At 33.6% G+C, this 20,813-nt stretch carries 19 protein-coding genes; 5 read left to right on the top strand and 14 right to left on the bottom strand.

Annotation, left to right across the window (positions count from 1 at the left end):
• Nucleotides 1-395 (bottom strand): helix-turn-helix domain-containing protein (locus tag LrDSM24759_RS05080; RefSeq protein ID WP_133297790.1); only part of this gene is annotated, 395 nt, incomplete at its 3' end.
• Nucleotides 396-558: 163 nt separating this feature from the next.
• On the opposite strand from LrDSM24759_RS05080, the gene LrDSM24759_RS05075 reads away from it, so the two are divergent.
• A complete protein-coding gene (locus LrDSM24759_RS05075; RefSeq protein WP_117118413.1) occupies nucleotides 559-3,945 on the top strand; it encodes a mucin-binding protein in 3,387 nt (1,128 codons plus the stop codon).
• A gap of 145 nt (nucleotides 3,946-4,090) precedes the next feature.
• A complete protein-coding gene (locus tag LrDSM24759_RS05070; RefSeq protein ID WP_117118407.1) occupies nucleotides 4,091-4,381 on the top strand; it encodes a type II toxin-antitoxin system Phd/YefM family antitoxin in 291 nt (96 codons plus the stop codon).
• 44 nt (nucleotides 4,382-4,425) lie between these two features.
• Here the strand turns inward: LrDSM24759_RS05070 and LrDSM24759_RS05065 are convergent, their stop codons facing one another.
• From LrDSM24759_RS05065 to LrDSM24759_RS05050, 4 genes are all read right to left on the bottom strand, one after another.
• Entirely contained in the window at nucleotides 4,426-5,769 is a 1,344-nt protein-coding gene (locus LrDSM24759_RS05065; protein WP_117118406.1) for a replication-associated recombination protein A, read from the bottom strand.
• 4 nt (nucleotides 5,770-5,773) lie between these two features.
• The gene (xerS, locus tag LrDSM24759_RS05060; RefSeq protein WP_117118405.1) at nucleotides 5,774-6,847 is read right to left on the bottom strand and encodes a tyrosine recombinase XerS; all 1,074 of its coding nucleotides are present in this window, start codon (nucleotides 6,845-6,847) and stop codon (nucleotides 5,774-5,776) included.
• 897 nt (nucleotides 6,848-7,744) lie between these two features.
• Nucleotides 7,745-8,674 carry a glutaminase A gene (gene glsA, locus LrDSM24759_RS05055; RefSeq protein WP_117118404.1) on the bottom strand — a complete coding sequence of 310 codons (930 nt, stop codon included), beginning with the start codon at nucleotides 8,672-8,674 and terminating at the stop codon, nucleotides 7,745-7,747.
• A gap of 92 nt (nucleotides 8,675-8,766) precedes the next feature.
• Nucleotides 8,767-9,207, bottom strand: coding sequence for an 8-oxo-dGTP diphosphatase (locus LrDSM24759_RS05050; RefSeq protein ID WP_117118403.1), 441 nt, complete (start codon nucleotides 9,205-9,207; stop codon nucleotides 8,767-8,769).
• A 130-nt stretch (nucleotides 9,208-9,337) separates the two neighbouring features.
• On the opposite strand from LrDSM24759_RS05050, the gene LrDSM24759_RS05045 reads away from it, so the two are divergent.
• Nucleotides 9,338-10,051 (top strand): C39 family peptidase, encoded by a 714-nt coding sequence (locus tag LrDSM24759_RS05045; RefSeq protein WP_117118402.1) that lies wholly within the window; start codon nucleotides 9,338-9,340, stop codon nucleotides 10,049-10,051.
• A 127-nt stretch (nucleotides 10,052-10,178) separates the two neighbouring features.
• Nucleotides 10,179-10,292, top strand: coding sequence for a type I toxin-antitoxin system Fst family toxin (locus LrDSM24759_RS07835; RefSeq protein WP_117118401.1), 114 nt, complete (start codon nucleotides 10,179-10,181; stop codon nucleotides 10,290-10,292).
• A 229-nt stretch (nucleotides 10,293-10,521) separates the two neighbouring features.
• Here the strand turns inward: LrDSM24759_RS07835 and LrDSM24759_RS05035 are convergent, their stop codons facing one another.
• The 6 genes from LrDSM24759_RS05035 to LrDSM24759_RS05010 all read right to left on the bottom strand — a co-directional run bounded on the left by LrDSM24759_RS05035 (nucleotide 10,522) and on the right by LrDSM24759_RS05010 (nucleotide 15,104).
• Nucleotides 10,522-11,262, bottom strand: a complete 741-nt coding sequence (locus LrDSM24759_RS05035; RefSeq protein ID WP_194007997.1) for an LrgB family protein — start codon at nucleotides 11,260-11,262, stop codon at nucleotides 10,522-10,524.
• Nucleotides 11,262-11,705 (bottom strand): CidA/LrgA family protein, encoded by a 444-nt coding sequence (locus LrDSM24759_RS05030; RefSeq protein ID WP_117118400.1) that lies wholly within the window; start codon nucleotides 11,703-11,705, stop codon nucleotides 11,262-11,264. The genes LrDSM24759_RS05035 and LrDSM24759_RS05030 overlap by 1 nt, the downstream gene beginning before the upstream one ends.
• A gap of 88 nt (nucleotides 11,706-11,793) precedes the next feature.
• Nucleotides 11,794-13,065 carry a peptidase T gene (gene pepT / locus LrDSM24759_RS05025; RefSeq protein WP_117118399.1) on the bottom strand — a complete coding sequence of 424 codons (1,272 nt, stop codon included), beginning with the start codon at nucleotides 13,063-13,065 and terminating at the stop codon, nucleotides 11,794-11,796.
• A gap of 16 nt (nucleotides 13,066-13,081) precedes the next feature.
• Nucleotides 13,082-13,798: a YoaK family protein gene (locus LrDSM24759_RS05020; RefSeq protein WP_117118398.1), complete on the bottom strand. Its 717-nt coding sequence runs from the start codon at nucleotides 13,796-13,798 to the stop codon at nucleotides 13,082-13,084.
• Nucleotides 13,799-13,820: 22 nt separating this feature from the next.
• On the bottom strand, nucleotides 13,821-14,504 hold the full coding sequence (locus tag LrDSM24759_RS05015; RefSeq protein WP_117118397.1) for a YoaK family protein: 684 nt from the start codon (nucleotides 14,502-14,504) through the stop codon (nucleotides 13,821-13,823).
• A 9-nt stretch (nucleotides 14,505-14,513) separates the two neighbouring features.
• The gene (locus LrDSM24759_RS05010) at nucleotides 14,514-15,104 is read right to left on the bottom strand and encodes a peptidylprolyl isomerase (protein ID WP_117118396.1); all 591 of its coding nucleotides are present in this window, start codon (nucleotides 15,102-15,104) and stop codon (nucleotides 14,514-14,516) included.
• Between the two features lie 102 nt (nucleotides 15,105-15,206).
• On the opposite strand from LrDSM24759_RS05010, the gene LrDSM24759_RS05005 reads away from it, so the two are divergent.
• Complete coding sequence (locus LrDSM24759_RS05005) at nucleotides 15,207-16,079, top strand: LysR family transcriptional regulator (protein ID WP_117118395.1); 873 nt, start codon at nucleotides 15,207-15,209, stop codon at nucleotides 16,077-16,079.
• Between the two features lie 44 nt (nucleotides 16,080-16,123).
• Here the strand turns inward: LrDSM24759_RS05005 and LrDSM24759_RS05000 are convergent, their stop codons facing one another.
• The 3 genes from LrDSM24759_RS05000 to LrDSM24759_RS04990 form a co-directional block, all read right to left on the bottom strand.
• Nucleotides 16,124-17,086, bottom strand: coding sequence for an alpha/beta hydrolase (locus LrDSM24759_RS05000; RefSeq protein ID WP_117118394.1), 963 nt, complete (start codon nucleotides 17,084-17,086; stop codon nucleotides 16,124-16,126).
• Nucleotides 17,087-17,127: 41 nt separating this feature from the next.
• Nucleotides 17,128-18,132, bottom strand: coding sequence for an alpha/beta hydrolase (locus tag LrDSM24759_RS04995; protein WP_117118393.1), 1,005 nt, complete (start codon nucleotides 18,130-18,132; stop codon nucleotides 17,128-17,130).
• Nucleotides 18,133-18,263: 131 nt separating this feature from the next.
• Nucleotides 18,264-20,777, bottom strand: coding sequence for an excinuclease ABC subunit UvrA (locus LrDSM24759_RS04990; RefSeq protein ID WP_117118392.1), 2,514 nt, complete (start codon nucleotides 20,775-20,777; stop codon nucleotides 18,264-18,266).
• Between the last annotated feature and the right edge of the window lie 36 nt (nucleotides 20,778-20,813).

Raw genomic sequence — 20,813 nt, 5'->3', positions numbered from 1 at the left:
GATTTAGAAAGCGGACTAATTTTCTTTTGCTTTTTAACCAATGGAGGTCGACCTCGTTTTTTATTTGAAGCAACAAGATCTCCTTTATCTTTAGCTTTTTGCCATTGATAAATAGTGCCTGGATTTGAAATACCAAACTTAACTGCAGTTGCTTCATAAGTTTCATGATATTGTTTTTTCCAGTTTAAAACATTAAGTTTAAATTCACCACTATATTCTTCATGCTTTTTCTTAGGATTGAGAATATTAGGTCCATGTCTTTTATATTGTTTTACCCAAAAAAGAAGTTGAGCATGCTCTCCGATATTAAATTTTTTTATTATTTCTCCTGAACTTTGACCTTCAAGATATAATTTAACGGCTGCTAGTTTTTGTTCATAAGTAAATTTAGTCAAAATAAAAACCTCCAAAATTGAACTTTTTGTCCAACTTTGGGGGTTAACTTCAAAGAGTAATTGCTCTTAGTCCATTTTTTATTCTTATATTAAAATGCTGAATAAAATAACAAAGTGTGGTACCATATAGAAAAAGGGATAGAAAGATTTTTGGAGGAATAAATTGAAATATAAAAACAAAACAAAAAACAACAAAAATGATTTAATAACAACTGAAGTAAATCGACATTATTCGATTAGGAAATTTAGTGTTGGTGTCGCTTCAGTCTTAATTGGGAGTACTTTATTTTTAGGTAGCCAAGGACAAAAAGTTCAAGCTGCGGTTGACAATAATAAGCCTACTGTTACTGAAGAGAAGACAGAATCAACTTCAGATGGTAAAAGTGACACTCCGTCAAAACCAGAACAAACTCCTGCTGTAACTTCTAATGAAAAGAAGAATAGTAATGCTACTAATATTTCCGTTGACAATAAGCCAACGAATGATCAATTATCAGCATCAGCACAAGATGATGTAGCTAAGCAAGAATTAACTGGTGATACGAATGGGGCAGGTAACCTTGATAAGCAACAATTGAGTCATAAGGCAACCTCTTTAAATACTGATTCAAATAAGTTTGAATTGACTTCAACTATTACCAATAATACTGATCATGATGATAAAAACATTTTTGCAGTTACAGTATTGCCTAATAGAGGGGACGGTAAGAGTGAATTTGATACTCACTTAACCGGTAAAGTAGAAGTAGAAGGTGCAGAAAACGCTGAAAATGTTACTAATTGGTATGTCACAGGCGATGTTGGTAAGTCATTAGACACCTTACTTACTAAAGATAAAGATGGCAACTATGAACCAACTAAAGCAGCACTTGAAGCAGCTATTCCTGAAGGCTCCACTAAGATTACTCACGTTTGGAATAAGAAACCAGATAATTGGGATCAAGTTACCGCAGTCATTACCACTGTTGATAGTTTGAAAGCTAAATCAAGCTTGAAAATCCATTTGCATACTTATGACCCAACTGTTGAAACTGATATCGGGAAAAACGCATATATGTCTCAAGCGGTGATGGATTCAACATCCTTTAAGAAGTTGAAACTCGGACGAACTGTTAATTATGTTAGTGTTGACGGTAGAGATTTAGGATCATCAGGTCCCCAAAATATTAATGATATTGCAATCTATCACACCAATGCTATCACTGGAGATATAGTTGGCGATATCGTTTTAGAAAAAGGTCTACCAGAAGTGGGAGTTCCAACATTTAAAGGCTACAAATTTAAAAGTATTTCTGGTGGGCATAGTGGTAAAGATGGGTTTTGGCAAGACTATGATCCTGATAATCCAACAAAAATTTTTCCTGTAAAAGTTATTAAAAACTTACAAGATGCCAAAACAAATAAGGTCAGTGGATATGCCCAAATTCCAATTTATAAAATTACTGTTGTATATGATACAACTGGAGGCAATGTCGTTAACACTAATGGAGGCGGTAATACTAATGCTTTGGCTTTATTCAGTATGCTTAGTGTTACCCCTCAAATACCTGATAAAGTAGAACAGCATACTTCAATTATTAAAGCAGGCGACCAAAACAGTGCTAAATTGACTGTTGTTGGTAAGCAAAAGATCAATATTAGTTATATTGATGACACTGAAGGCAAGCAGCTTGGTCAAACTGATTCAGTTGAAGGTTTACCTGGTGAAACGGCAGTTTATTCTACTGAAGATCGAATTAATGAATATAAGAAACAAGGCTATGACTTAGTCAGTGATGGGACTAAGTCTCCAGCTGGTCAAAGTACTTTAATTTACGATAATGACTATCAAACTGATCAAAACTTTGAAGTTCATCTGAAGCATGACACTAAACCTGTTGAAGATGATAGTACAGTAACTGAAACCATTCACTATATCTATAAGGATGGTACTACTGCAAGTCCCGATAAAGTTAAGACTATTAATTTTAAACGCACTGGTACTAAAGATCTTGTAACTCAGGATGTAACTTGGAATCCAGTTGAGCCGCAAACTTTTGTGAAAGTAGACTCTCCAGAAATTACCGGTTATACTCCTGATGTTGCAGCAATCGATGCAATTATAGTTAACTTTGGCGATCAGAACATTGAAAAGACTGTCACTTATATTGCCAATGATCAAAATGCGAAGATCACTTACATCGATGATACTGACAATAAAATTTTAAAAACCGATAATGCAGATGGTAAGTTTGGTAAATTAATTGAATTTCCTACTGATGTAGATGATCAAATTAAAACCTTTGAGGATGAAGGCTATGTAAAAGTATCTAATAACTTTGAATCCGATAAATATCAAGCAGATAATGCAAAAAATGTCTTCGAAGTTCATTTAAAGCATGGTTACACTACTCCTGAAAAGACTGTACGTCAGGCTACTTGGACTATCAATTATGTTGGTACAGATCATAATCCTGAATCTAAACAACAAAAAGTAACCTTCACCCGTACTGTTTATACTGATAAGGTAACTAATGAAGTACATGATTCAGGTTATGTTCCAGATAAGCAATTTGTAGATGTTAAATCTCCAGAGGTAGATGGGTATAGTATTTATAAGCTGGATGAAAATGCAGTTGTGCACCAAGATACTAAACTAGGTGAGAACGATAGTGACATTAATTATGTAACTACTGTGCCTTATCTTAAAGATCAACCAGGTACTGACTTGCCTGATCCAATGGAAAGTCGTCAATCTACTTGGACTATTCATTACGTTGGGTTAGATAAGAATCCTGATGATGTCGTTCAAATTGTCCAATTCATTAAGAAGGGTGACAAGTTTGTTCCAACTACTAACTTTAAGGATATTGATTCACCAAAAGTTGATGGTTATGATGTTGATATCAAGACTGCTCATCAAGATACTGTTTTAGGCGAAAATAATACTGATGGTAAATTTAAAACCAAGGTAATTTACACTAAACCTAAAGAATTCATTGATGTACCAGCCAAGATAGCTGATAAAAAGGGCATCCCAGGCAAGCCAATAGTACAACCAGAACTTCCTAAATTCGAAGGAGGAATTCCTGGTATTCCGTTAGAACAACCTGAATTACCATACAAGAATATTGGTATTCCTGGTCAACCTTTAGAACAACCAGATAAGCCAATTGCAGAAATCGGCATTCCCGGTGAACCTTTAGAACAACCAGATCTTCCAATTGCACCTATCCCAGACATAAACATTCCTGATATTCCAAATCCAGAAATACCTGAAAAACAAGTTCCTCAAAAACCAACACCAAGTAATCCAACACCGGATCCAGATCCAACTCCTGAAGTACCGGATGAAGACGTCCCTGTTAAATCAGGAAACATTACTTCAGATTCATTTGTTTCTGCAAGAACTAATCCAACTAAAGTAGTTCCTAAGAAATATAGAAATACTGAAAAACTTTTACCTCAAACTGGTAAAAAGAATTCCGTAGCACTTTCAATGCTTGGTCTAGCTACCTTGAGTTTGACCGGTTTAATGGGAATTGCTACAACTAAAAAGAAAAAACGCTAATAGTTATAGTTTTTTAAACACTTATCTCTAAAGGGGATAAGTGTTTTATTTTCGAGAAAAACATTGATGAACTAAAAATTTACAGTCTGGTCTGCATAACGTTAATATGTAGACACATAGCATTCTTAAACTAAGAGGTGAAAAGATGTACTATATACCTAACCAATTAAAAGTTGTCACTGCACGAGATTTACAAAACAACTTTAATAAAATTGCTGACGATATTAGTGAATACGACGATACTGTAGTGGTAGCAAGACCAAAGAATAAAAATGTAGTTATTATTTCTGAAAAACAATATAATTCATGGATGGAGACAAACTATCTTTTGAGTAGTGAGGCAAATAGAGCTGCGTTACAAAAATCAATCAAGGAATTCAAAACTGGAAAGAGTAAACTACTTACTCCTGAAGAATTTAAACAATATTCAAAATAATTACAAAAAAGGTGTTACCAGGGAATTAAACCTAGTAGCACCTTTTATTCTTGATAAGGATTAAAGTGTTCAAAATGAGATAAATCATTATTTTCTTTAAATGGCTTATCATAAATATATTCAAACAATTTTTGATATTGATAGTATAAAGTTTGTTCATTTTTGTTAGGAGCAGGTTCATAATAATGCTTGCCAATTAAGTCTTCTGGTAAGTAGGCTTGTTTAGCAACCTTCCTTGGTTGAGCAAACATATTTTTCATCACTCCCGCACCACGTAATTTATCTGCTCCACGATAATGAGAATCACGTAAATAAGTTGGCATTGGATGTTTATTAGGATGCTTGGCATCTTGTGCTGCTCGATGATAAGCTTGCATCACCGAATCGGAACGTGGACTAATAGCTAATAACATTGTTGCCATTGCTACATGAGTAGTTGCGCGAGGTAAGCCAATTTCCAAGGCAGTATTAGCCAAAGTAATTATTTGCGTTGCTCGAGCTGGATCAGCTAATCCTAGATCCAATGCACTCATATCTTTTAAACTCCGAACCACTGACTCCAAATCACCAGCTTCAAGCAAAACTGCTAAATAATAGAGCGCTGCATCGGCATCCGATCCTTCAACCGAATCACGCCAGGCAGATAAGTAATCATAGTGCTGTGTAGCATCTTTATCATAAGTTAAGTGTTGTTGTCTACTAAATGCCTTTACTTGTTCTACCGTTAATTTTTCATGATACATAGCAAAAAGCGTCTCAAGCACATTCAAACTAGTGCGCAAATCTCCATTACCAGTATTAGCAATCATATGAGCAATTTCACTTGGAATCTCATAATTGAATACTTGCTTAGCAGCACGTACAATCATTTTTTCGACATCATCAATCTTTAAAGCTTCAAATTCAAAGATCTGACATCTTGATCTAACCGCTGGTACCAAAGAAAGAATTGGATTTTCTGTCGTTGCACCAACTAATAAAATATGACCGTTTTCTAGGTAAGGTAATAAGTAATCTTGAATTGGCTTAGTTAAACGATGAATTTCATCCAATAGCAAAACAAACAATTCATGAGGATGGTGATGAATGATTTTAGTTAATTGCGATTTATTTTCAATACTGGCATTAAATTGTTCAAAAGGATAATGAAGTTCATTGGCCACTACATGGGCTAAGGTCGTTTTACCAGTACCAGGAGGTCCCCATAAAATTAATGAGGTAGGAATATGTTCATCGATAATTTGACGTAAAGGTTTACCTTCTGCTAGTAAATGTTCTTGTCCTACCATTTCTGAGAGGGAACTAGGTCTCATTTTAGCAGCTAATGGTTCTTTAAAATGGTTATTAGCTGATTCATCTTCTGGAAAAAGTGAAATATCTTCTGTCATAACTTTACTTACTTTCTTTATCTTTTTTACTAATCTTATTTAATGCTTCGCGTTGTTTGGTTTGATCAATATGGGTATAAAGATCGGTTGCTGAAGTTCCTTTTTGACCTAATTGCTGAGCAACTAATACTTGATCTTTGGTAACCGCATAAAGTTCACTAGCTACAGTATGTCGTAATTTATGAGGCGTAAGCGGATGGCCAAAGGCAGTTGAATATTTGCTAACCATTTTTTCAATGGCGTTGCTAGTTATCCGACGAGTCTTTCCATGCCATGTAGTTAAGAAAAATGCATTTTCACGATTCAACGGTGAATAAAATACTGTTCTTTTTTCAGCATAGGCTTTGATGTAGTCTAAAGTCCATGCAGCAATCGGAACACTATCATGCTGTCCACCTTTACGAGTAACTTCCAAATTAGCATTTTTTAAATTGATATCATCAACATCAACTCCAGCACACTCAGATACGCGAATTCCAGTGCCGAAAATCAATGCAATTATCGCTAAATCTCTGGTTTTATTTTTTAAAAAGGAAGTACGTGCGCGTGGACTACATTGCTTTTCATATTGAGAATTTAAAAAATCAAAGAAATCATACTTTAATTGCCCAGTATACATATGAGATTCAAGCATATGAGCACGATAATTAAGAGTTTGAGTATCATTTAAAGATTTTACTTTTAGCATTACATTCCGATAAAAGTATGGTTCACCATCTTGATGTTCAGAAGTAACAGTTAAGAACTTGAATAGTGAGCGCAAAGCATTTAACGAGCGGTTAATAGTAGTAGGAGAATTTAAATTTCCTTGCTGATTCTTAATATGCTTTAAATGGTCTACATAAAGCATTATTTGAGTTCTTTGTAAATGTTCAAGGGTAGTATAGTCAATAGCTTTATTATTCTTAGCAGAAGAAATATTCTCTTGTCTAAGCCAATCAAAGAAACGTCTAATTTCAGTTAAATATTGATACGAGGTAGCAAGTGAATGATTTGTAACTAAATTATATTCGTGTACAAATGAAGGCATTTGTTGTAATTCTGCTTTAATTAATTCAAGGTATTTACTAGTTTCCAACATAAAACTCCTAATAATGCATAATAAAAACATATGTTTGCATGCCTTAATTATAGCAAAAAAGTACAAAAAAAGTTCTGTATTGTGCGATACAGAACTTAATAATAATAGAAAAGAGGTTAAGCAATGAGTATTACTCTAAGCTTTAACCCTCAATTGTCACTTTTAATTATAATTCAAATACTCTTAAAATTTAAGTTTTAATTTAGGTAACAAGCCATATAAATGTTCATTAAAACTAATATTTTAATGAACAACATATGTAGATAACCTGATATATCAGCATTTCTACGGTATAATTTTTAGATTTATTCTATTACAGATGTATATTTTATAACTTTATATTGTCTTATTTGCTACATTAATCGTTCTAATATCTTGATTAATAGCTTTTATAGCAATAATCTTTATCTAATCATCTATAAGCTATGCTCTTTATCACTTAATACTATTGTTGCTAAAAATCTCAAATATTTCTATATTTATTGTTTTGATATTTTATGCATATATGAGCATTTAAATGAATTTAAACTGTATTTACATGAATAATTAATCAACTATGCAATTTATGAGCTAATAATAAATCCATTAAGAGATTAACTAATTATAGATATAAATGAAGTAATTCAGATATAAGAATATAAATAGAAAATAAAAATTATGCTAGTTAAAAACGATGTTGAAGCAATAAATAAAAATAATTAAATCAGTCTAAATAAAAATCGATTTGCTGAAGTAATTAGGACATCAACAAATCGATTAATAATTATCAATAAAATTAACTAAAGATCATTTATAAATAATACAGACTAAGAGAGCCTCTCTCGGAATCATATAATTTACTTTACATAATATATATTATACGAAGTTATATCAAAATGAGAGATACCTCTCTTTTTACTTGAAGATATTCAAATCAAGTTTATTTGCAACATCTTCAAGTAATGTTAAACCTGCAACACTATTTCCTTCATTATTTAAAGCGGGACTAAAGATACCAATTCCAAATTTATGAGGAGCAGCAGAAACTAAACCTCCACCAACTCCTGATTTAGTAGGTACACCAATTAAGCGTGAATAGGTACCAGATTGATTATATAAGCCAGTTGTCATCATAAGAGACTTGGTTGCAGTAGCACTTTCACTTGAAATTATGCGTTTTCCATCCCATGGTTTGATACCATCATTTGCTAAAACTGCACCTAAATTTGCTAGACTCTTAGTAGTTACCATAATTGAACATTGTTTAAAATATGTATCTAAGCTTGGTTCAACTTCAGCAATCATCATTTTTTCTGATTTAAGATAATATGCTAACGAACGATTTAAATCTCCAGTTCTTTTTTCAGAATGATAAATTGTATCATCTAAATAGATATCAGGATCATGACAAATTTCTTTTGCAAAAGTCAAAATTTCTTCAAAAGGATGAACGCAAGCTTGTTTGTCTTCAACTATTAAGGAAGTAGTCATGATTGCACCAACATTAACGAAGGGATTCAAAGGATGTTCATCTTTATTTATTTCCATATTTAAAATTGAGTTAAAAGCAAAACCAGTTTGCCGGGATCCGACATAATTAAAAACTTCCTTTAAACCTAATTTTTTAATTGCCCATAACAAGGTAATAACTTTTGAAATACTTTCTATAGCAAATCTAACTTCACTGTCGCCAGCCTCAATAATTTGCTGATTCTTTAAATCATAAAGGGCAATTCCCAGTTGGTTAGGATTAACTTGAGCTAATGCGGGAATGTAACTAGCTACTTTTCCTTCAAGTTGATTGGGTAAGTTTTTTGCAATTAAAGCATTTAAATTTAAGTTCATTAAATCTCCCTCTTTTTATTTATGTTTTTACTTTAATCTTAGAGCTTTTAATTTAAAAACCAATCGATAAGACTTATTAGTCATTGAAACAACTAAAAAAGTTCATCACGTTTCCCATCTAGCATATGCTCACTAATAGTCTCATCAAAATAAACTGGTAAATCATGATCAAAGTTATAGGCTAATTTTGAATTTAACAACTCATCTTTTGTCATCCAGGTCAGTTTACCCTCATTACTTTCCTGTACTTGCCCTTCAAATTTCGTAGCAATATAAAAAAAGACTAAATAACGATGATTTTCTTGATCATAAAATTGCTTAACACCGGCAAGTTTAGGGTTCTTAATTGTAAGTCCAGTTTCTTCTTCGACTTCACGTATCACTGAATCATGAAATGATTCATGTTCTTCAACATGACCACCAGGAAAAGTTAATCCGGGCCAAACGGGATCATTGCGATCCAATACCAAAATTTTATCTTTATTTTTTATCATACACATATTTGTTAAAGTAACAGGCTCTCTTCTACTCACTAACTTAGCTCCCCTCTCTTAATCTTTATAGTTATACATTATACCTTAGTGTAACTAACTTTTTCCTAGTCCTATATACTTTATCTGTTATAATAATTAAGAACAAAATTAAAATAGGAATTAAATAATTATGCGTAAAAAAAAGAAGACACATCGTGGTATTTGGATATCTGCCATCATTCTCCTCTTATTAACCGCTGGAGGAATTTTTATCGATTTAAATCACGAAAAAGTAATTGATGAATGGGATTGGCTTACAATGAAACCAGAACAACAACTTGATGTTCCCATTGAAAACCAATTTCCTGAGTATCCTAATGGCTGCGAAGTAACTGCCCTCTCAATGCTTTTAAATTACTATGATGTAAATGTTACTAAACGAACTTTAGCCCGGCATATTAAACATGTTCCTTCATTTGAAGGAGGTAAATATATGGGTAATCCTCATAAAGGATTTGTGGGTTATATGACAATTGCCAACGCTGGTTGGTGTGTTTATAATGAGCCGCTTTATGATGTAGCTCATAAATATACTAACCGCATTCAAAACTATACTGGCCATTCTTTCATGCAAGTAATGAAATTAGTTAGTGATGGTCATCCCGTGATGATTATTTCGACTCTAAAATTTAAACCAGTTAATGATATGCGTACTTGGCAAACTCATAGTGGTAAAGTAAAAGTTACACCTTCATCTCATGCTTGTGTGATTACTGGATATAATAAAAAGAAAAAAATTGTTTATGTAAATAATCCTTATGGTCATAAAAATCAAGCTGTTTCCTGGAAAAATATCGAAGGTAGTTTTAATCAACAAGGTAAGCAGGCTTTATATATGAAATGATAAAAGCATCCCTAATAGTAGATGAATTTTCTACTTGGGATGCTTTTTTATTCACTAAATCTAACTCAAAATATCACTTTAAGTTTGTTATAATTCTTTTAGCAACTATTACCTCCCTTGAAAGGAGGTGAATCTATTGAAGGATTTTTTAGCTTTAATTGTTGCTCCACTTTTCGTGGAAATAGTAATTTCACTATTCAATTACTGGTTGGATAATTGGCATAACAATAAAAAACATTAATAGTCGCTTCTATTCCAATCATGCCGTTTGATAATTGTGTCAAACGAATAAAAAAGCATTACCTTTTGTCATGATCAGGTAATGCTTTTTCGAATCTATTGAATTTAGATTTTTTAACTTGTTGCAAATTAAGTATACCATGTTTTAAATTAATTACACAAATTCTTATTTTCCATTTATTGTATTTAGTTTATATAAAATAAAAAGCAGTCTGTTACGACTGCTTAAATTACATAAATATTTTCATATATAGTGGAATTAAAATATCCATTGATAGTGAAGTCACCAAAACAGCAACTCCAGCCATTGCTCCTTGAACTTCACCTAAAGAAAGAGCTTCTACAGAACCAATAGTATGACCAGATGAACCAAGAGCTAAGCCAGTAGCAATTGGAGAAATCTTATCTAAGCGTAATGCCTTGATTAAATAAGTTGAACCAGCATATATAATTACTGAGTTAATAATACATGCCATGGCGGTTATTGCACTAATACCACCAGTACCTTCAGATATTGGCATTGCTACGGCAGTAGCAGCTGCTTGAGGCATTAATGAAGCGGTTGAAACTGCTGAAATTCCTAGTAAAGCACATAAGTGTTGAATCAAGAAAATTGCAATAAAACCACCTAAGAAACAGATGACTAAAATATCAAACCAATATTTTTTAACCAAATAGTTTACTCTATAAATTGGAATAGCAAAGGCAACTGTTGCCGGTTTAATGAACCAGGTTATAATATCAGCTCCTGGTAAATAGAACTTATGATAAACATAAGTTGGTGTTCTGCCAATTCCTTTTGCCCAAAGATAGATAATTGCAATTCCTAAAAGAATACCAAAGAATAAGGGATTAAAAAGGAAGAAGCCATGACTTGCTTTACTTAATCCAATACCAATCATATATACCATAAGTGAAATTAATACCCCTGTAATTGGTAAGGAAAGATTATTCACAATTGTTGTTTCCATTATTTTTCTCCTTCCTTTTCATTTTCTGCTTTGCCTTTAATTTTTTTATGAATATTCATTACTAGTGCTCCCACATAAGCAATTGAGGCCAAGATAATAATTGTTGAAACTATCGCAATTATAAATACCTTAATTCCTTCTTTTTTGATAATATCCATATGATCAATCAACTGAATCCCGGAGGGAATAAATAAGAAAGGCAAAATGGAAAGCATGGCATCGCCGGCCTTTTCTACCATCGGTAATTTAACAATATGAGTGACTAATAAAATATAGAGAATTATCATCCCCATTAATGGTGCTGGTACTACAAATGATTTAGGGAATAAATCAGAAATGATTTGAGCAAAGAATAAAATTACTCCAAAAATCCCCCATTGGACTAGCATCCGGGGAGCCGATGACTCCTTATTTTCTTTCTTTTCTTTTTTATCATTATTCATTAGTAATCTTCATCTCCAAGAATTAGATTATTTACTTACTTTTTATAATTGCTGTATATTGTCGCATACTTTATTTATTTTGTCAGCATTATTTTCTTCTTAGTGGTGTATTATCTCTCTTTTTATCTAAATCAACATGTAAGCTAGCGATAGTTAATAATGTCTTAGTTAATAAAACCATATTTTCAACTGTCACATATTCAAATCGACCATGAAAATTAGCACCGCCATTAAATAAATTAGGAGTTGGAATTCCCTTTTCAGTAATAAAATCACCATCAGTTCCGCCTCTAAACGGAACATAATTAATAGGTAATCCCAATTTTTCATAAGCATGCTTTGCAAGATTTACCACATAGGGATGTTTTTTGATTTTATCACCAGGAGAATGATATTGGTCATGCATTTCTAACGTTACCCGCTTCTTGCCATATTTTGCATTGAGCTTTGTAACAATACCTTTTACTAGCTCTTTTTTAGCTTTAAAATCTCCAGTATCAAAGCTTCGAATAATTAAATCAATTTGTGCATGATCTACATTACCCTCATTTGATAAAACTAAAATAAAACCTTGATAATCTTTACTTTTTTCTGGAACAAAGTCACTGGGTAATTGATTAATAAACTCATTAGCAATTAAATTGGCATTCACCATTAACCCATATGCTTCACCTGGATGGACGACCGTTCCTTTAATTTTAATTCTTGCACTTGCCGCATTAAATGTTTCGTATGTAATATCTCCTGGATTGCCATTATCCAAGGTATAAGTAAATTCAACCGGAAATCTTTCAACATCAAATCTAGCTGCGCCCTTTCCAATTTCTTCGTCAGGACCAAAAGCAAGCCATAAGTCACCATGTTTAATATCAGAATTTTCATTTAAATATTTGGCCATTCCTAACAAACCAGCAATGCCCGCTTTATCATCAGCACCTAATAAGGTATCACCTGAAGTAGTAATTAGTGTGTGGCCAATTACTTTCTTTAAAGAGGGAAATTCTTCAGTAGATAAGGTATAGCCATGGCCTAAATCAATATCTGTTCCATCGTAATGATGATGAATTTGAGGCTTAATATTTTCCGCATTAAAATCAGCCGTATCAACATGAGCCACAAAACCAATTGGCGTGATTTTCTCAGTTACATTACTTGGAATTCTTCCTACTACATAAGCATCCTTGTCCGAGTAAGAAACATCTTTTAAGCCTAAATTATCAAGCTCTTGCTCTAATTTTTTTAATAATACTACTTGTCTAGCAGTTGACGGGACAGTATTAGACTCCATCTCCGAGCGAGTATTCAGCTTTGCATATTCAATAAATTTATTCTCAATATAATCTTGATCAATCGTTTTCATTTGCTACTTCTTTTAATTAATCGTTATTACCCTTAAAATTATAATTTCTTCGATGCTTTAGCATATAAATATAAGTAAGGTTAATAATACTAATAATTATGGCTCCAATCAAAATTGTGTGCAAATGCATCAACCTTTGCAAACAGGCAGAAACAATTGCCCCTAAAGTAAAGGCAATTACTAACCACATATAATTACGAGCTGCTGTACCTTTAACCTTTTCTGCGCCAAAAAAGTATGCCGACCAAGCAATAACCGAGTTACTAAGGTTTCCTGTAGTAAAAGCATTACTATATGTCATTCCTTCGATTTTACTAAATGAAGCATTTTGCAAGGCCAAAGAGAATGAAATTGCGGGTACAATCAAATAATTTGGTACAGAAGCAGGTAAAAAACTAACAATTAAACAAACTAATAAGATTGGAAAAAGACAAAATACGCGCCAATAATTATTTTTTACATACTTATGAAATAGTCCCACCATTAGTAAGCCAATTGAAAATGCTAAGAAGGTTGAACCTCTAGTAAACATCCCTTCTAAGTTATCATTAACTAGTGATTCACCAAAGAAAATTACATTTGCTGTTTGTTCGGCCGATAAGGTATGACCTCTTTGAACAAATGTATAACAGTCCACAAAACCACCAGAAAAAGTTAAGGCACAAGCAAGTAGTCGTGATTCTGAAGGCTTTTTTTCAGTAAAGAGACCTTTTATTTTTGCAAATAATGTCATCTTTTTCCTTCCTTAATTTTGATTAAATTTTATGCTTTTGCACCAATAAAGAGACATAAACTATATTTATGACCCCTAAAATCACTACTCCAAACCAAATAGTCCTCAAAGAGAAATAATTTTGTAGTAATGCAGAAGCAATGGCTCCTACGGCAAAAGAAATAACCAACCACATATAGTTAACAGCAGCATTATACTTTGTCTTGTCTTCACCAAAAAAGTATGCTGACCAAGCAACCATCGATTTTTTCAAATTACCGGTTGTAAAAACATTGTTGTAGCCAAGTCCTTCAATTTTACTGAAAGATGCATTTTGAATAGCCATACAAAAAGCAATCGCCGGTACAATATAATAATTAGGAAATTCTTTAGGTAAAAATCCTACAATGGCACAGATTATTAAAATTGGGAAAAGGCAAAATACCCGCCAAAAATTATTTTTCACGTATTTGTGAAATAGTCCCACTACCAGTAAACCAATAGAAAAAGCTAAAAATGTTGTACCTCGTGTTAACATTCCTTGTATGTTACCTTGCGCTAAGGAATTAGCAAAAAAGATCACATTACCAGTTTGCCCGGCAGATAAAGTATGGCCACGTTGAATATAAGTATAAGCATCGACAAAGCCACCAGAAAATGTCAAAGCACTTGCCAAAATGCGCGATTCTGAAGGTTTATTTTCATTAAATAATTTTTTTAAATCCACAACTGTTACCTAATTATCTTCAATAGTTACCTTGTTAATAATGACATCTTCTTTAGGCTTATCATTTAGCTTATTTCGTGGAACTTTAGCAATTTTATCAACTACATCCATTCCTTCAATAACCTGACCGAAAACAGTATGTTTTTGATCGAGCCAAGGAGTACCACCTTGTTTGTAACGCTTGATAATTTCTTTAGGATAACCAGCTGGTTCCATTTCCCGAATATAACGTTTAGGCATATTTCTATTTTGGACAATAAAGAACTGACTCCCATTAGTGTTAGGACCAGCATTGGCCATGGATAAAGCTCCCCGGATATTAAAAAGTTCATCGGAGAATTCATCTTCAAAATTGCTACCCCAGATACTTTCACCACCAGTGCCATCGCCATTAGGATCTCCACCTTGAATCATAAAATCACTAATCACACGGTGAAAAATTGTACCGTCATAATAGCCTTTGTTAGCCAAGCCAATAAAGTTTTCTACTGTCTTAGGCGCTTGTTTTTCAAATAATTGAATGATAATTTGTCCCTGGCTTGTATCAATTATTGCCTTTGGCCCCTTAACATTTTCTAAATCTAATTGAGGTAATGTCATTATTTTTCCTCCTATTCTCTCATTAAATATTCTAACACTGGTTATATTAAATTAGAGTCTTTTAATCATAATAATTTAAGTGTTTGTTATAATGAAGGTATTATGGAAATAAGAGTCTTGCGATATTTTTTAAAAGTTTGTGAAGAAAAGAATTTTTCCCGAGCAGCTGAGAAATTACTGATCTCTCAACCTGCCCTCTCTAAACAGATTAAAGATTTAGAAAATGAATTGGGTGTTACCTTATTTATCAGGAGTCATAATCAACTTAAGATGACTCCTGAAGCCTATTTTTTACGCCAACGAGCCCAAGACATTATCAATCTTAATGATATTACTGAGCAAACTTTAAAAAAGGAAAAAGTTATTAGTGGTATTTTAAGAATTGGCGCCGGCGAAAGTCCTGAATTAGCTAATTTGATGAAAATCCTGGGAACACTGGGAAAAAATAATCAAGATGTTCAAATCGTTTTAGAAGATGGGAATGCCGATCAAATTGAAGCTAAAATTGAAAACGGCTTGTTAGATTTTGGAATTGTGATGGGCAATCGGAACCTAGATAATTTTAATAATATAGTGTTACCTCAGAAAAATGAGTTTGTCGCTTATTTTAATAAGAAGCTGAAGCTTTCTGAAAAAGATGTGATTACTGCTAAAGATTTAATTGGCTATCCCTTAGCCATTAGCAATCAAAGTCTGGTGAACAATAAATTTAAAATTTGGGCGCAAGACAATTTTGATAAACTTCACTTTTATGCCCTTTCTAATTTGGCCTACAATTCTGTTTTAATGGCTTATAAAGCTGATACTGTGACCATTATTTATAAGGACCTACCTGCAATTAAAGATGAAGACTTTATTTATCGTCCCTTATCACCTCAAATTTCTGATTTAAATACTATTATTTGGAAGAAAAATACGCAATTATCTGCTTTAGCTAATAAATTTTTAACCGAAGTAAAAAGACAGCTTTTATAATAAAGCTGTCTTTTTGGGTGGATTCTATAAGTTAATAAACTCCCTTATAAATTTTTATCAAAAAATGAACTTATTTTGTCAAAAGGAATAATCTTTACATTATCATAAAAATCAATATGCTGACCATGTGGTAATACAAGCTTCTCTTTTGGTTCAGCTAATTTTTTATAAACTTCATCAGTAAACGATTTAGAATGAGCCTCTTCACTTGTAATCATTAATACAGGTCTTGATGAAATGCTATCAAGATGAGTTGTAACACTAAAACTCATAAAGCTAGGGAAAGAAGTTGCGGTAATATTTGTTAAAGCATGTGAATTCCAGCCACGCTTCATCCCGTAAAAACTAAAGAACTCGGCATCAACAGGATTTAAATTAGGAGGAATTTTATCAGCTGGCTTTTCAGGATACATCAGTTGATATTTTTCTGGATCTGTCCAACGAGCTTTACTACCAGCTTGCAATTGTTTTTGTCGCTCTTCTCCCTTTACGGAACCTGCTAGAGAAGGAATATCGTACAATACACTTGTGACTACGGCTTTAATCCGCGTATCTTGACGGGCAGCACCTAGGGCAAAGCCACCACTAGCACAGATTCCAATAGCCCCAATTTTTTCTCGACCAACAAAATCAAGAGTGCCGAGAAAATCTACTGCTGCAGAAAAATCTTCAACATAAGTATCAGGTGAACCAGTATAACGTGGCATTCCTCCACTAAAACCATGATAAGCAGGATCAAAAGCTAAGACTATGAATCCTTTTTGGGCTAATTGGTTTGCATACACTCCTGGTCCTTGCTCTTTCACACCGCCAAAAGGAGGCCCAATTACAAGTGCCTTATGAGGCAAATCTTTATCGATATCTTTTGCATAATAAAGATCAGCCGCAATTTCAATGCCGTAACGTGTATAGTAATTTACATGCTCACGTTCAACTTTATCACTGAGTTTAAAAATATAATGCTCATTTTCCGCGGTCATCGGAAAAGCCTTAACTGAATGCTCCATTAAATCTTTCTCCTAACTAATTAAAATTGGATTTTATAATCTTAAAGATTCTTCTTAAAGAATTCTTCGAATTTATCAAAAGGAATCTTATCCATTTGATCGTACAAGTCCACATGTGTTGCATTAGGAACAATAACTAATTCTTTTTCATCGGTTAAGCGTTCGTAAGCTTCTTCAGCCATATAACGTGAATGAGCCTTTTCACCTGTTACAATCAAAGCTGGAGCTGTAATTTGATCAGACTTTTGTTGTAATGGGAAGTTGTAGTAACTCCAAGGAGTAGTTGCATCCCAAGCTGAATTAGAATTAATTGAACGTGGATGGAAAGCACGAACCTTATAATATTCAAAGAATTGTTTAGTTACATTATCTGCATCGGCAGGTAAACTTTCTCCAAATAATTTAGGCGCATAAATTGGATTATTCTCCTTATCAAAAGGTAATTCGTGAAGTCCACTGATTTGTTGTCCTTCATCAACTTCCTTCCAACGCATTTCAGCCAAATATTGCTTTTCTAATTTTCTTTGTTCATCAGTCTTTGTATTATTAAGGCCCTTCCACATTGAATCAGCCATGTCATACATGACACTTGTAGCAACTGCCTTAATTCGTACATCAATTGAAGCAGCAGTCAACACATGAGAACCTAAACCACAAATACCAATGGCACCAATGCGTTCACGGTCAACAAACTCTTGTTTACCTAAAAAGTCGACGGCACTACTATAATCTTCGACAAAAATATCACTACTTGCTACATCACGACGCTTACCGGAACTTTCGCCAGTCATTGATTGATCAAATGCCACAGTTACAAAGCCACGTTCAGCTAAAGTTTGGGCGTAGAGACCACTGGATTGTTCTTTAACTGCACCAAAAGGTCCTGAAATAGCAATTGCAGCATACTTCTTACTACTATCAAAATTTTCTGGAAGATATAAATGTCCTGCTAAAGTAAAACCATATCTATTTTCAAAACGAACATTTTGGACATCAATTTTTGGATTTATTTTAAAAACTCTTGTATCATTAGCTAGTTTACTCATAAATTGCCCTCCTATTTTTTTTTATAGACCATTATATAATGACTTTTTAATCACGACTAATACTTATAAGTTAGAGTAAACTATAACTTATTTTTATACCAAACCATCTATAAATTCAATCCTTTAACTTATTAATTAAACTTATTCCAATAATTGGCTAAATACTCAGTTGTTAAACTGGTTGGCTGTTTAATCAAGTCTTGAGTTAAGCCTGACGCAACAATCTTACCACCATTATCGCCTCCACGTGGTCCCATGTCTAAAATATAATCACTATTAGCAATCAAATTAAGATCATGAGAAATAGTAATAATAGTAGCTCCTTGATCAAGTAAACGTTGCATTACTTGTAATAAGACCTTAACATCGAGGGGATGTAAACCAATCGTGGGTTCATCAAACACAAATAAAGTGTTATCTTCTCTTTTACTTAAGTGACTAACTAATTTTAAACGTTGTGCTTCTCCTCCTGATAAAGCCGGTGTACTTTCTCCCAAGTGTAAATAACCCAAGCCCACTTCTTGTAGTAATTTTAATTCACGTTCAATTTTAGGAACGTCTTTGAAAATAGTTACAGCTTCATTAACATCAAGTCTTAAAAGATCAACAATTGAATAGTTATTCCACTTAACTGCTTGAACTTGCTTATTATAGCGATCACCACTACAAGTGGGACAAGTCTGCTGCATATCAGGTAAGAACTGAATGTCTAAAGTAACAATCCCAGTTCCTCCACAAGTAGGACAAGCACCTTCTTTATTATTGTAAGAAAAGTAACTTGGGGTATAATGCCTTTCTTTAGCCAGAGGCTGCTGGGCAAATAGTTTGCGCAGATTATCCATAATAGAAGTATAAGTCGCAATAGTTGACCGAGTACTTTTACCAATTGGGCTTGCGTCCACACTAACGACTTTATTGATAGTAGAAGAAAAGCTAGTTACTTGTGCCGGGAATTCCTGTTTATCTTTAGCTTCAATTGCTGGAACTAAAGAATCTAGAATCAAACTTGTTTTTCCAGCACCGGAAAATCCAGTAACAGCAGTTAGTTGATTCAGAGGGATTTCAGCTTTAACGTCCTTAAGATTAAAGTAATCTTTTACTTCAAACTTTATCTTTTCCTGCTTAACTTGGGTTGCAGGTGTACGAACCAAAATATCTGCTTGTCCATCAAGATATGGTCCAATCAAAGAAACAGGATTTTGACTAATTTTTTTAGGTGAAGCTTGGGCAATGACGTTTCCCCCTTCTTGACCTGACCCAGGACCAATTTCGATTATTTCATCAGCCGCTGCAATAATATCAACGTTATGATCAACAACAACTAAGGAATTTCCTTGAGCAACTAGTTTACGGATCACTTTTATCAAGCCATCAACATTAGCAGGATGAAGTCCAATTGAAGGTTCATCTAAAACGTATAACACACCGGTTGTTTCTGTCCTTAAAGTTCGAGCTAGCTGGATGCGTTGGAGCTCACCAGTAGATAAAGTATTTCCCGGTCGAGCCATAGTTAAATAATCTAAGCCCAAATCAAGTAGAGGCTGTAAATTATTAATAAACTCATTAATCAATTCACTTGCCATAGTATGCATATCTGCAGGCAAACTAGCCAGAAGCTCTTTACTCCATTGTGGTAATTCACCTAAAGGCATATTTTCAACTTCAAAAATATTTTTGCCATTAACCAGTTGTTTTAATAATTCTGGCTTTAAACGAGAACCACGACAAACTTCACAGGTTGAGTAAGAAAAAAACTCTGCAATTCGTTTTTGCGCCCGTTCACTTTTACTACTTTTTGCTGAACGTAAAACAGCTTGGTGAGCATTTTCGTAAAGAGCATTAAAATCATGAAAAACTCTGCCAGTTCCAGAAAGAAAATCCATTTTATATTTTTTCTCGGGACCATTTAAGACAAAATCTTTTTCTTTAGCAGTTAAATCTTTAAATGGAATATCAATTCTAACCCCTGCATGTTCGGCTACATTGGGCATAAAGTTTCTACCTGGTAATGACCAAGAAGCCACGGCACCATCCTTAATAGAAAGATTTTCATCAGGAATTAATTTACTTTCATCAAGTTGGCGAACTTTCCCACTACCACCACAATTTTGACAGGCACCATCAGAGTTAAAAGCAAAATCTTCAGCTCCTGGTACATAAAACTTGACCCCACAAGTTGGACAAGTGACTTGTCCCATTTCATTGCCTGATTTACTCATCGCTTGCGCAATTGCTAGACTAGGGTTTAAACGATGCCCATTAGGACAAACTGAGCTCCCTAATCTTGAAAAAATCAAACGCAAAACGTTAAAAGTTTCAGTTGTTGTTCCCACAGTTGCTCGCTCATTAGGAACACTTGGGCGTTGACGCAAGGCTAAAGCCGAAGGAATATGTTTAATACTATCTGCATCCACATTTGTTCCCTGCTTGATTCTTCTGCGCATATAGGTTGAAAGAGCATCTAAATAACGTTTGGAGCCTTCCTCATAAAGCGTTCCCATAGCCAAAGATGATTTTCCTGACCCAGACAATCCGGAAATAGCTACAAATTTATGTAAGGGAATATCTACATTAATATTTTTTAAATTATGGAGTCTAGCCCCTCGTACCTCAATATTTTTTGGTAAATCTACTTTGGTTGTCATAATTTTCCTTCTACAAAAAAACACCCCTTTAATGGG

This window comes from Lactobacillus rodentium (genome assembly GCF_003423665.1).
Classification (GTDB): Bacteria; Bacillota; Bacilli; order Lactobacillales; family Lactobacillaceae; genus Lactobacillus; species Lactobacillus rodentium.
This window is presented reverse-complemented; position numbering and strand designations above follow the sequence as displayed.